Below are 12,412 nucleotides of genomic sequence, written 5' to 3'. Positions count from 1 at the left end.
CCTCGTGAAAGAACTGGTGATCAGTTGGCGGGATAGGCCGTGCCGGTGCCGAGGAACCGCTTTGTCGTCTGGCGGGCGGCTTCTTCAGACTGCGCCTTGCGAGCCGCGTCCTCCGCCTCAGCGCGAAACTGCGTCGCGAGCAGCGTCTGGATCTGCATCTGCTGCTTGGTTGACAGCGCGATCAGTTGGTTGGTGGCCTGGCTTGCCTCAAGCGCACCGGCAGCACCCTGGCTGCGGTTGACGAGATCAGCAAGCAGGTCGCGATCGCCGCGGACGTTCTGGAGGATCTGCGACTGGACACCCATCGTCTGCCGGAACGCCTGCATGGCGCTCTGCCAGCGCTTGCGCGCTGCGGTTGCCACATCGCTGACCTTGATCGTGGCGTCGTAGCTTTCGGGATATTGATTGCGCCACTGGTCCGGCAGCTTGCCCAGATCAAAACTCAGGCCACTCGCCTGGTCTATGAGCCCGTCGATCCGCTGCAGCGAACCGGTGAGCTGGCCCGCCGAAGAAAAATCCAGCCTCTGAAGGTTGCGCGCCATGTTCTGCAGCATGGTCGCCTGGTTCTGGAGCGACTGGATCTGGTTGGTGATCTGCTCCAGCGAGCGCGCCGCCGTCAGCACATTCTGGGTATAGTTCGACGGATCGAAGACAATGAGCGCATATGCTGGCTGGACATAGTCGGCCATCGGTTTGGCGATCAGGGAAAGGGTGATCAGGCCTGAAAGGAAACGGCGCCGCATCATGACGATTGCTCCATGTCTGGTTGAGGGAATTGGCGGAGAAGCTCGGCGGCCCACTCGTGACCGCGGGCATTTAGGAAGTGGGAGGCAAAGCCGTCCTGCCCATGCTCCGACAGGATCCTGTCGATCAGGGTCTGGCTGGCCGGATCGGAGGCACCGCAGAGCGCAAGCGCGACGGCGCCCAAGCCCAGGTCGAACAGACGATTGCCGCGGCGCGATTGCAGATAGTAGTGCCGCTTCGGCGTGGCGCGCGCGACCAGTTCGATCTGCCGCTCGTTCAGGCCGAAACGCTCGTAGGCTTCCCGTGCCTGCGGTTCCACAGCACGATCATTGGGAAGAAAGATGCGCTGCGGGCAGCTCTCGATGATAGCCGGTGCGATTGCAGAGCCAGCGATGTCGGCCAGTGACTGCGTGGCGAAAATGACGGAGACGTTCTTCTTGCGCAGTACCTTCAGCCATTCGCGCAGGCGGGCGGCAAAGAGCGGATTGTCGAGATAGAGCCAAGCCTCGTCGAGCATGAGCAAGGTCGGTCGCCCATCGAACCGTGCTTCGAGGCGATGGAAAAGATAGGTGAGCACCGGCAGAACAGCGCCTTGGCTGTGCATCAGCTCTTCGGTCTCGAAGCACTGCACATCCGACAAGGCCAGCCGATCGTCATCCGCGTCGAGCAAGCGGCCGAAGGGGCCGTCGAGCGTGTAGGGCATCAATGCGGACTTCAGCGCGTTGGACTGAAGCAAGAGCGACAGGCCGGTGAGTGTGCGTTCCTGTGTCGGCGCGGTTGCAAGACTGGTGAGCGCCGACCAGATTGCCTCTTTCGCCTCTGGGGTGACGGTGACGTTCTCATGAGCGATGAGTCCGGCGATCCATTCGGCCGCCCAGCTGCGGATGGCCGGATCGTCAACCTTGCGCAGCGGCTGGAAGGCAAGCGCACCGTGCGCACGCAGCGCGTGGTGCTCTCCACCCATGGCAAGAATTGCGGCGCGGGCTGAATTGCCTTTGTCGAAGACATAGACCTGCGCGCCGGCATAGCGTCGGAACTGCAGCGCGAAGAGGGCAACGAGAACCGACTTGCCGGCACCAGTCGGTCCCACGATCAGCATGTGGCCGACATCGTCGACGTGGGTGGAGAGCCGGAACGGTGTCGACCCGCTGGTTGAGGCGAAGAGAAGCGGCGAGGCCTCTGCCTTGATTACCTTGGCGAGATGCTCGTTCGCCGCCGGGCCGGCCCAAGCCGAGGAAAGCGGCATCAAATGGGCGAGGTTCAATGTGTGAACGAGCGGCTGGCGCACATTCGCGTAAACATGGCCGGGCAACGAGCCGAGCCAGGCCTCGACCGCATTCACGCCTTCACGGATCATTGCGAAGCCGAGGCCATTGACGACGCGCTCGACCGCGCGAAGTTTGGCCGCGACGGCCTGATGGTCCTCGTCCCATACCGTCACCGTCGTCGTCAGATAGCCGAACCCGACATGATCGCCGCCTAACGCCTGGAGTGCGGCGTCGGCATCGAGCGCCTTGTTTTCGGCGTCGCTGTCGACGAGCGGGACAGGTTCACTGGTCACCACCTCGCGCAGGATGGCCGCGATCGATTTGCGCTTGGCAAACCACTGCCGCCGCAACCGTGTCAGCGTCTTGGCGGCGTCCGTCTTGTCGAGCGGAATGAAGCGTGTCATCCAGCGATAGGCGAAATCCAGGTGGTTAAGCGCATCGAGAATTCCGGGCCGTGTGACATTCGGAAAACCGAGAATGGTGAGCGTGCGCAGATGTTGGTCGCCAAGCATCGGCTCCAATCCGCCAGTAAGCGGCGCATCGACCAGGATGCCGTCGAGATAGATCGGTGTTTCCGGCACGGTGACGGGATGGCGGCTGGTCGAGATCGTGCCGTGGAGGTAAGTCAGCGTCTCGGCATCATCCAGTGCGCGTATTTCGGGCATCAAGCCCGACAGGAGATCCTGCACGCGGCCGGTCTCGTCCCGGAACCGCGCCAGTTCCTGGCGCCACTCTCTCTCGCCTTGTGAATGATGCGAGTCGACGAGAGCGCTTTGCGCCTGCGCCTGGCTATCCGGCGGCGGCATGAAAGCCAGCGTCAGGTGGTAGCGGCTCTCGTAGTGCGCGACCTTGCCTTGAAAGGCCGCGCGCCGTTCTTCGTCGACCAACCATGACGCAGCGTCTGGGAAGCGCGAGTCTGGATAGCACAGCGCCTCGATGCGCTCGGCCTCGAAGAACAATGCCCAGCCAGAGCCGAGGCGTCTGAGCGCATTGTTGGCTCGCGCGCAGATGCCGATGAGTTCGGCTTCTGTTGCACTCTCGAGATCAGGGCCGCGGAATGCAAATGTGCGCTGGAAGCTGCCGTCCTTGTTGAGCACGATGCCCGGCGCGACCAGTGCGGCCCAAGGCAGATGATCGGCAAGCCGGTCGGCCTTGCCCCGATATTCCGAAAGATTCAGCATGCAAGCCACCCCCTCAGGCGAAGGTGGCGGACGAGCACGCCGGCGAAGTCCGGGTCGCGGCGGGCCGCGAAGACAGCCACAGTGTGCCCGCAGATCCACAGCACCAGTCCCGCAATCCACTGCTGCAAGCCAAGCCCGATGGCCGCGGCAACGGTGCCATTGAGGATCGCCACCGCTCGCGGCGCGCCGCCGAGCAGGATCGGTTCGGTCAGTGCCCGGTGAACCGGAACCTCGAAACCATCTATGTGCTCTCCGGCCAGCATCAGACGAGCGCCCCGCCGCCAAAGGAGAAGAAGGAGAGGAAGAAGCTCGATGCGGCAAAGGCGATCGACAGACCGAAGACAATCTGGATGAGCCGACGGAACCCACCTGCCGTGTCGCCAAAGGCGAGTGTCAAGCCGGTGGTGATGATGATGATGACCGCGATGATCTTGGCCACCGGACCCTGCACCGATTCCAAGATTTGCTGCAGCGGCTGCTCCCAAGGCATGCCGGAGCCGGTGGCGTATGCCGGAAACGTGAGAAGAAAAGCGAGCGTGGTGGCCCAGAGAAAGCGAAGCTTCTTGCGCATGAAATGACCTTTCAGAGTTGCTGGAGTTGCGGAAGCGTGAGCTGGGTGACGGCGTAGTCGCCACTGCTGTCGAGACCAGTGACCTCGGCGATCGCCTCGATGCGGCGTGAGGGTCCGCGGCCAGCGATGAAGACGATCAGATCTATCGCCTCGGCGATGAGCCGGCGGGGAACGGCGACCACGGCTTCCTGTGCGAGCTGCTCGATGCGGTAGAGGGCAGACCGCGCCGAGTTGGCATGAACCGTGGCAATGCCGCCTGGATGACCGGTGTTCCACGCCTTTAGCATGTCGAGCGCTTCGGCGCCTCTGATCTCGCCGACGATGATGCGATCGGGTCTGAGGCGCAGTGTCGAACGCACGAGATCGGCGAGCGTGACCGAACCCCGCCTCGTCCTCAGGGCAACGCAGTCTTTTGCTGCGCATTGAAGTTCGCGCGTATCCTCGATCAGGATCACCCGCTCGTCGCAGTCGGCGACGACGGCCAGCAGCGCATTGGCAAGGGTTGTCTTGCCCGAGGACGTGCCGCCTGCGATCAGGATGTTGCGCCGTTCGCGGACGGCTCCCTTCAACGCATCGGCCTGCAGCGGCAGCATGACGCGGTCAGCGACATAATCGGCCAGGGTGTAGAGTTTTGCGGCAGGCTTACGAATAGCAAAGCATGGCGCCAACACCACGGGTGGCAGCAGGCCTTCGAATCGCTCGCCCGACGGCAGTTCGGCGCTGACGATCGGCTTATCCGCATGCGCTTCGGCCCGCACATGGGAAGCGACGAGGCGGACGATCCGCTCCGCCTCGGCAGGATGGATGTGCACGCCTGTGTCGACCAGGCCTTCTCCGAGCCGATCGAGCCGCAGTGCTCCGTCGGGATTGACCATCACCTCGATGATCAATGGATCGGAGAGCGCTTTGGTGATCGCCGGACCCATGGCGGTTCGCAGCATGGCGCTGCGGCGGTGGTCGGCTTCAGGATGAGAGTTCACCCTTCCCCTCCCACGTCATTGTCTTTGCCAAGCGATCGTTTTCCGGACGCGATCTGCCGAGCCACCTGCTCGACAAATTTGTCGAAGCGCTCCTGGCCAATGGCCTGCGTTACCCTGTCCGGGACCGGCGTGTGGGCGTGGAGCGTGATCGAAAAGCGGATGAAGAGCGCCAGGCTCTCCAGCATCATCTCGACGTCGCGCGTGACATACGCGAGGTCGCGAGAAAGACGGTCGAGCCGTACCCCGTAGCGTTTGTCGAGCTCATTCTCGCCACGGCGCTCGATGAAGGCTTCTACCGCCTTGGCGACAATCGCCGATTTGGTGGTCGAAGGATCACGACTGAGTTTGTCCAGCTTCTCGCTCAGCTCAAACTCAAGCAGAAATTGGTGACGAATGCGGCGGGGCTTCATGTGGCTTCTTCCAGCTGCCAGCGCCGACGCGCCGGCGACGGCAACAAGCATCCGCCAGATGCCCAAAAAAGCTTATCGCCGTTATCTACGCCGAAATACGCCGTCAGGACGGCGTTCAGAAGCCGGGCACGATGTCTTTGTCGTCGCCCCTTCCCTCGTTGATGCCGTAGGCGCGGGCAGCTGTCGAAATCCGATCCATGACACGCTTGTCGGCGACCGGCTCGCTATCATCGTCAACAGACTTGAAGAGATCGCCCTGGTCAGCTTCTTGAGAAAGCACGACTTGATCTTCTGGCAAAGCTGGATGTCGCTGCTGCTGGACACCGCCCTCGTCCGCGATCGCCGCGTCGACAATCTCGTCGCCTGCAGCCAGACGGCTGTCAACGCCGCGGACCTGTCCAGTCCAATCGTCCGGGCGCGAAGCGGGACAGTCGGCGTAAGTGCCGTCCCGCAGCACCGGGGACGGTAGCACGCGTTCCGTGAAATTCCGATCCTGGTAGTAGCGCAGCTTCTGCGCGCGCAATGGCGGCAGCCCTGAAATCAGCACCAGCTCGTCGTTCTGGGGCAGTTGCATCACCTCGCCAGGAGTCAGCAGCGGTCGGGCCGTTTCCTGGCGGCTGACCATGACGTGCGACAGCCAGGGGGCCAGACGATGGCCGGCATAGTTGCGCATGGATCTCAGTTCCGTCGCCGTGCCGAGCGCGTCCGAGATGCGCTTGGCCGTGCGGTCGTCATTTGAGGAAAAGGCAATGCGCACATGGCAGTTGTCGAGAATGGCGCTGTTCTCGCCGTAGGCCTTGGATATCTGGTTCAAGGATTGCGCGATCAAGTAAGCGCGAATGCCGTAGCCGGCCATAAAGGCGAGCGCGGTCTCGAAGAAATCTAACCGACCGAGCGCCGGAAATTCGTCGAGCATCATGAGGAGCCGATGTTTGCGACCCTTCTTAGGGTCGCCCTCAAGGCGCTCCGTCAGGCGTCTGCCGATCTGGTTCAGGATCAGTCGTACCAAGGGCTTGGTGCGCGAGATGTCCGACGGCGGCACGACCAGATAGAGCGACATCGGTCGCTCGGCATCCATGAGATCGACAAGGCGCCAGTCGCAGGCCGATGTTGCCGACGCAACCGTCGGGTCGCGATAGAGCCCGAGGAACGACATGGCGGTCGATAAAACACCCGAACGCTCGTTTTCCGATTTGTTCAGCACCTCGCGTGCCGCCGAGGCCACCACAGGATGGACCTCAGGCTTGTCAGGCGTGCCCAGGTGGTTGGTGGTCATCATCCGCTGCAGCGTCGCGGAAAAGGAACGTTGCGGGTCCGACAGGAAAGTGGCGACGCGGGCAAGCGTCTTTTCCTCCTCGGCATAGAGAACGTGCAAAACGGCGCCGACGAGGAGGGAATGACTTGTCTTCTCCCAGTGGTTCCGGCGATCCAGCGCACCTTCCGGATCTACCAGGATGTCGGCGATATTCTGAACGTCGCGGACGTCTTGCGGACCCTTTCGCACCTCAAGCAACGGGTTATAGCGCGCCGACCTCGGATCTGTCGGATTGAAGAGAAGACAATAGGAGAATTTCGACCGCCAGCCGGAGGTCAATTGCCAATTCTCACCTTTGATATCGTGAATGACGGCCGACCCGGTCCAGGACAGAAGCGTTGGAACAACCAGTCCGACGCCCTTGCCTGATCGCGTTGGGGCAAAGGCCATGACGTGCTCGGGCCCGTCATGTCGCAGATAGCGGTCCTTCAGCTTGCCGAGGAAAACGCCGGCCGGTCGAAACAGCCCTGCCCTCTCGATCTCCTGAGTCGTTGCCCACCTCGATGAGCCATAGGTCGTCACCGATCCGAGCTGTCGCGCGCGCCAGAGCGAGCCCGCGATGGCTGCGGCACAGCCCACGAACCCACTGGCGCCGGCGAGCGCACCGGCCTTATCGAAGACCTCGGGCGCATAGGGGTCGAAATGGTACCACCATTCGAACAGTTTCCACGGCTTGTAGATCGGCCAGCCAGCCACGACAAACCACGGCGTGCCGAGTGGCGGCTGATGACCCAGCATGTGGGCGCACCACTGCGTGGCCGCCCACACCCCGAGGATGACGATTGCGAATACGACGGCGATCTGCCCAACCAGCAACTTGGTGGGTGTCATTGGCTTGCTCCGCTGTTCTGAACGTCGGGGCAAGCATCGCGCGGCGCGATGTGAACTGAAATGCACAATACGCACGACCAGGTGCGATGGGGAATGGGCCGGATCGCTCACAGAGCAGCCTTTTACTCGCCTGGAGCCCGCGCCGCAGACTGGGTCACTGGCCATGGCCGCCCTCGGCGATCGCGATCTAATCTGTGTTTTTGCTTCGTCTGATCAAAACGCAGGCATGCGTTCAGCGCGAGATACGATCCACAGGCAGCTGAACGGATCGGCATCTCCTCGACATCCAAGTGGCCGATGACGCGCTTTGCTCCGGCGGGTTTCGTATGGACGGGCCATCACAAATCATTCGACGGTAACCGATTTTGCGAGATTGCGCGGTTGGTCGACATCTTTGCCCATGGAGACAGCCGTGTCGTAGGCAAGAAGCTGTATCGGCAGGGCAAAGATCATTGGCGCGATAATCTCGTCGACGGTCGGCAGCATAATCGTGTGCATCGTTTTGAGTTTCGAAGCAGCGGCCCCTTTCTCATCAGTGATGAGGATGATCCGTCCTCCCCTGGCGGCCGCTTCCTCCATGTTGGAGACGGTCTTGTCGAAAAAGCGATCATGTGGCGCGATGACGATCACTGGCATGTTTTCGTCGACCAATGCGAGCGGACCATGCTTCAATTCACCAGCCGCATAGCCCTCGGCATGGATGTAGGAAATCTCCTTGAGCTTCAGCGCACCTTCCATGGCCAGTGGGACACTGGTGCCGCGGCCGAGATACAGGACGTCATGGCACTTTGACAGTTCGCGCGCCAGGAGCTCGACATCTGGCTTGATGCTGTTCAGGACCAAGCGCATCATACGAGGCATTTCGGCAAGGCTCGCGACGAGCGCCTTCGCCTCAGCTTCGGTTACCGTTCCACGGGCCCTGGCAGCACCAATGGCGAGTGTGGCAAGAACCACAAGCTGGCAGGTGAAAGCCTTGGTGGAGGCGACGCCGATCTCCGGCCCGGCAAGGATTGGGAAGACCGCGTCGGCCTCCCGCGCGAGGGTCGACTCCCGGCTGTTGACGACAGCGCCGGTCTTCAGCCCGCGCGCCTTGCAGTATCTCAGAGATGCGAGCGTGTCGGCGGTTTCACCGGACTGCGAAATGAAAAGAGCCGCCGAGTGCGGCGGCAATGGAATCTCCCGGTAGCGGAATTCGGACGCGACGTCGATTTCGACCGGCAGGCGCGCATAGCGCTCGAACCAGTATTTTGCGATCAGTCCAGCCAGATAGGCTGTGCCGCAAGCCGAGATCGCGAGGCTCGGGATGCTGGCAAAATCTATGCAAGAAGCCGTATCGGGATTCCCTTCGGAGTTGACGTGATGAGTGAGCGCACGGGCGACAACCTCGGGCTGCTCATGAATTTCCTTCTCCATGAAATGGCGATAATTGCCCTTATCGGCCAGGTATGCCCCGGCAAGGGAAGTCTGGCGCGGACGCTCGACGGGATGACCATCGGAATTGAAGATGTCGGCGCCTGTCTTGCTGATAACCGCCCAGTCGCCATCGACGAGATAGGTGATTGCATTTGTGAAGGGCGCAAGCGCGATGGCGTCGGAGCCCAGGAACATCTCGCCGTCGCCGTGACCGATCGCCAATGGGGGTCCGTTGCGCGCCGCCATGATGGTCGACGGATCATCCTCAAAGAGAACGGCAAGGGCGTAGGCGCCGCTGACGCGCTTCAGCATGGCGTGCATCGCCTCGCCCCGCCCCATGCCCTCCCGGCGGTATTTTGCCAAGAGATGAGCGACGACTTCGGTGTCGGTATCGGTCTGGAACTCGGCGCCCGCCGCCGCCAGTTCGTCCTTCAACTCGGCGAAATTCTCGATGATGCCGTTGTGAACCACGGCCACACCCTCCGCAATGTGCGGGTGCGCGTTGCGCTCAGTGGGTGCCCCATGGGTTGCCCAACGCGTGTGTGCGATGCCGATGAAGCCACTCAGCGGCTCTTCCTTCAATCTTCTCTCGAGATTGACAAGCTTGCCCTTGGCGCGCCGGCAGTTCAACGAGCCCTCGCAAATGGTGGCGACGCCGGCTGAGTCATAGCCGCGATATTCGAGCCGCTTCAACGCGTCAACCAACCGCTCCGACACTGGCTGATGTCCAACGATGCCAACAATCCCGCACATGATCGTCTCCGAACTCTTCCCCGTTGCCTCAGTCGGCGCGAAGGAAACCCGCCACCGCTCAGCCCCTAGTGGAATTCGGCGAAGGAGGTAAAATCGATTGTTGGGATAGCTGCCATACAGCCAGCGGATGGTCGGGAAACGTGTTTGACGACCCGGCGAGAGGACCTTTGACCTCGGCTAAACAGGGCTCCTGACCTCAGCTTCACCCGCCTCAGAGAGTGAGAAAGCCGTAAATTCGCCACCAACTGTCGTGATTTGCGGGCTTTCGACCGAGCCGGCCGCGCAAATCGTCCGTGCAAGCTGTCCCTCGTGGGCACCGCCGCGTTTCGCGGGCAGGATGGTCCGGCGGCCGACTTAGTCGCGGAGTTGCCTGCGCTGCCGTCGCAACCGGGCTGTGTCGATCTTAGATAAAGCGGAATGCCAGGCTCTGCCGAAGGCCCTAAGAATCATTTGCAATGCTAGTTTCCTCTGCTGCCCAGCGCATTCCCGTCTTCCGCGTTGGTCGATTGATCGTGCATCAAAGATCGATGGCGATGCGAATCGGGGGCTATCAGCCCCAATTTTGGCTGACTATGCAAGCGGGCGGACGCGTCGTGCCACCTTATGCCTCATGGCATGTGGAGCGCATCCACAGCAGATAGCCGTCGGAAGGAGCTCGATCCCTTTGCTTTTCGTCGTGGCTGGTTCAGCAAATCTGCTCGACCCCACGGCAGTTTGCGATCAGGCGCCGAGGTGAGTGCAATCGGCGGCGAACGCACTTTTGATGAGGCAGACCCCGCCAGAGCCGGTGGCAATCGGCTCCCGGAGCACCTTGTCGAAAGCCGGGCCAGTCGAGTGAAACCGCGCCTGCGCATGGCTGCCATTAAAGTCACGAGACGCTTGGTCCACTCCTTTGCCGACCGATGTTCCAAGAGACGCCCTCGCGCTGCACCAGGCCGGAAACCTCTTTGCCGACATGCCGCTCGAGCACCGGCCGCCAAGGGACGAGCACGAACTCGCGCGATTTCTCGATAACGGCATATTTGCCGCTGGCGAGCTCAACTGAGCGGCGGAGCGTGCCCTCTACCCGGTCCCCGGGTCGCGTTTCAGCATAAGATAGACCGAGCTCTTCCGAGAGCTGACCGGCAACACGGTTCAGCTCCCGCTGGCGGAGGATCGCGATCATGTTGGCGCGATAGACGATCCGATGCTGCTCCTCATGGGCAAGACCTTGCGCGATCAGCCACTGCTGTCGGCGGCTCCGCGCCTCCTGGGCTTCACGGCCGAAGCCCGAATTGCGCAACCTCTCTGATCCATCGGAGACCAGCTGGCCGTCGAGCCAGGTGGCGCCGTCAAAACCAACCTGCCGCTGCAGAGGCATGGAAGAGAGCTTGTCGACCGTGACAGGTTGGGGCCTGGCCTGCTGGCGCTCGTAGGCGGTGACACGATGGAGATGATCCGGCGCGACGATCCAGGTGCCGTCGGGCTCGCGCTCGACGCCGCCGGTAGCGCGCCGGATCGCCTCCAGCCGACGGACATGCGTTTCGGCGAAGCGGTCGTTGGCGGTCGGATCGTGCTTCAGGTGAATGTCGATGTTGTAGCGGCCTCCATGGGCAGCCGCGATTTCGGCAACCGTGCGGTCAACCTGCCTGGGTTCTGTGTTCCTCGGCGCGACACGCACGATGCAGCCGTCGGGCGTCGGCTCTGTCGCCTCGCCTTTGCCGATGTCGATGTATCGGGTCTTGCCGTCAACACCGTCGACGATCAGGTAATGCCGGTCGGTGAGCTCGTCGGCCAGCCCGCGCGCGACAACACGGCCGACGACAGGGTCGACCGGGTCGCCGGATCGATCATGGATCACCCAATCGGCGGCACTGCGGGAAATCCCCCTGCCCGCCAGTTCGCGATGCATGGTCTTGATGATGTCGCCGCGTTCGCCGATGCGGCGCAGCGTCGCTTCTAGCCCGTCATCGAGGCGCCATCGACCCGAGCTGATCTCTTCGGCCAGATGCATCCGCTTGAGCTTGCGCAGGCGCCCCTGCTCCAAGGTTTGCCGAAACGCGTCGCGGCTATCGGGCGAAACGAGCCCACTGTGGTCACGCCGTTGCAGCAGGCGGCGGTCGATGCTGGTGAACCGGTCCTGCTCCATTTCCTGACGCAGGCGATGGTCGATCTCTTGGTCGGTGCGCGGACCAAGATCGAGGCTGACCAGCTCGGCGGCGCGCTCGCGGATGCCGATCGAGATGTATTCGCGCGCAATCACGAGATTCTGGCCGCGATCGTCCTTGCCACGAACGATGATATGGGTGTGCGGATGGCCGGTGTTGAAATGATCCACGGCAACCCAGTCGAGCTTCGTGCCGAGATCCTCCTCCATCTGTGCCATGAGCCGCCGCGTCAGTGGCTTGAGGTCGTCAAATTCGATGCCATCCTCGGGTGCGACGATGAAGCGGAATTGATGGCGATCGCCATCGGCACGATCGAGGAAGTCCTTGCCGGCGAGGCGGTCGCTTTCGGCGCCATAGAGCTCGCCAGGCGCGCCGTCCCGGGTGACGCCGTCGCGCTGGATGTAACGCAGATGCGCACGCGGCCCGTCCGCGCTCTTGCCGGAAAGCTTGACGACACGCGCCTTGATGACGACCCGGCGCTGGCGGAAGGCTGCATGGCGATCGCGTGACTTCAGCAGCGCGGCCGTCGCCCCGCCGCGGCCCGTCCGGCTCCCAACGAAGCGGCCACCACGCTGGGGCCGGCCACCGGCTCGGTTGATCGCCGCCCGGACCTGGCCGGCAAAGCGTTTGCCTGCCTTCGAACCACGGGAGCCTATCTTCCCGAGCTTGGGTCTGAACTCGTCATCCTGCATGTAGCCTCCGCGTTTTACAGAGTCGAATTAGCCATTTGCGCTCCGAAAAAGCTCTCCTGGCGCTGGAGGCTGCCTCCGGCAAAAAAGATGTGCAGACAAACACTTCG

The 12,412-nt window shown here is 62.3% G+C and carries 9 protein-coding genes; all 9 read right to left on the bottom strand.

Annotated features, from left to right (window positions below; translation table 11 throughout):
• Positions 1-20 precede the first annotated feature (20 nt).
• Complete coding sequence (gene trbJ / locus ACIU1A_RS02795) at positions 21-746, bottom strand: P-type conjugative transfer protein TrbJ (RefSeq protein ID WP_404926530.1); 726 nt, start codon at positions 744-746, stop codon at positions 21-23.
• Entirely contained in the window at positions 743-3,193 is a 2,451-nt protein-coding gene (gene trbE / locus ACIU1A_RS02790) for a conjugal transfer protein TrbE (protein ID WP_404926529.1), read from the bottom strand. The genes trbJ and trbE overlap by 4 nt, the downstream gene beginning before the upstream one ends.
• The gene (locus tag ACIU1A_RS02785) at positions 3,187-3,456 is read right to left on the bottom strand and encodes a VirB3 family type IV secretion system protein (RefSeq protein WP_404926528.1); all 270 of its coding nucleotides are present in this window, start codon (positions 3,454-3,456) and stop codon (positions 3,187-3,189) included. The genes trbE and ACIU1A_RS02785 overlap by 7 nt, the downstream gene beginning before the upstream one ends.
• Positions 3,456-3,764 (bottom strand): TrbC/VirB2 family protein, encoded by a 309-nt coding sequence (locus ACIU1A_RS02780; protein WP_404926527.1) that lies wholly within the window; start codon positions 3,762-3,764, stop codon positions 3,456-3,458. Before ACIU1A_RS02780 ends, ACIU1A_RS02785 begins: the two co-directional genes overlap by 1 nt.
• Before the next feature lie 11 nt (positions 3,765-3,775).
• Positions 3,776-4,744 carry a P-type conjugative transfer ATPase TrbB gene (gene trbB / locus ACIU1A_RS02775; RefSeq protein ID WP_404926526.1) on the bottom strand — a complete coding sequence of 323 codons (969 nt, stop codon included), beginning with the start codon at positions 4,742-4,744 and terminating at the stop codon, positions 3,776-3,778.
• Positions 4,741-5,154, bottom strand: a complete 414-nt coding sequence (locus ACIU1A_RS02770) for a CopG family transcriptional regulator (protein ID WP_404927839.1) — start codon at positions 5,152-5,154, stop codon at positions 4,741-4,743. The genes trbB and ACIU1A_RS02770 overlap by 4 nt, the downstream gene beginning before the upstream one ends.
• Positions 5,155-5,269: 115 nt before the next feature.
• Positions 5,270-7,300, bottom strand: coding sequence for a conjugal transfer protein TraG (locus ACIU1A_RS02765; protein ID WP_404927838.1), 2,031 nt, complete (start codon positions 7,298-7,300; stop codon positions 5,270-5,272).
• A gap of 345 nt (positions 7,301-7,645) precedes the next feature.
• A complete protein-coding gene (glmS, locus tag ACIU1A_RS02760; RefSeq protein WP_404926525.1) occupies positions 7,646-9,466 on the bottom strand; it encodes a glutamine--fructose-6-phosphate transaminase (isomerizing) in 1,821 nt (606 codons plus the stop codon).
• An 868-nt stretch (positions 9,467-10,334) separates the two neighbouring features.
• Positions 10,335-12,305, bottom strand: coding sequence for a relaxase/mobilization nuclease RlxS (gene rlxS, locus ACIU1A_RS02755; protein WP_404926524.1), 1,971 nt, complete (start codon positions 12,303-12,305; stop codon positions 10,335-10,337).
• Between the last annotated feature and the right edge of the window lie 107 nt (positions 12,306-12,412).

It is taken from the genome of Mesorhizobium maamorense (assembly GCF_044998965.1).
Taxonomy (GTDB): Bacteria; Pseudomonadota; Alphaproteobacteria; order Rhizobiales; family Rhizobiaceae; genus Mesorhizobium.
The sequence above is the reverse complement of the archived record's forward strand: the minus strand, read 5'-3'. Positions and strand labels throughout refer to the sequence as shown.

Bases quoted from the DNA above. Each gene is read 5' to 3' on its own strand.
- ACIU1A_RS02765 (WP_404927838.1), bottom strand. From the start codon at position 7,300: ATGACACCCACCAAGTTGCTGGTTGGGCAGATCGCCGTCGTATTCGCA.
- ACIU1A_RS02785 (WP_404926528.1), bottom strand. From the start codon at position 3,456: ATGCTGGCCGGAGAGCACATAGATGGTTTCGAGGTTCCGGTTCACCGG.
- ACIU1A_RS02770 (WP_404927839.1), bottom strand. From the start codon at position 5,154: ATGAAGCCCCGCCGCATTCGTCACCAATTTCTGCTTGAGTTTGAGCTG.
- ACIU1A_RS02780 (WP_404926527.1), bottom strand. From the start codon at position 3,764: ATGCGCAAGAAGCTTCGCTTTCTCTGGGCCACCACGCTCGCTTTTCTT.
- rlxS (WP_404926524.1), bottom strand. From the start codon at position 12,305: ATGCAGGATGACGAGTTCAGACCCAAGCTCGGGAAGATAGGCTCCCGT.
- trbJ (WP_404926530.1), bottom strand. From the start codon at position 746: ATGATGCGGCGCCGTTTCCTTTCAGGCCTGATCACCCTTTCCCTGATC.
- glmS (WP_404926525.1), bottom strand. From the start codon at position 9,466: ATGTGCGGGATTGTTGGCATCGTTGGACATCAGCCAGTGTCGGAGCGG.
- trbE (WP_404926529.1), bottom strand. From the start codon at position 3,193: ATGCTGAATCTTTCGGAATATCGGGGCAAGGCCGACCGGCTTGCCGAT.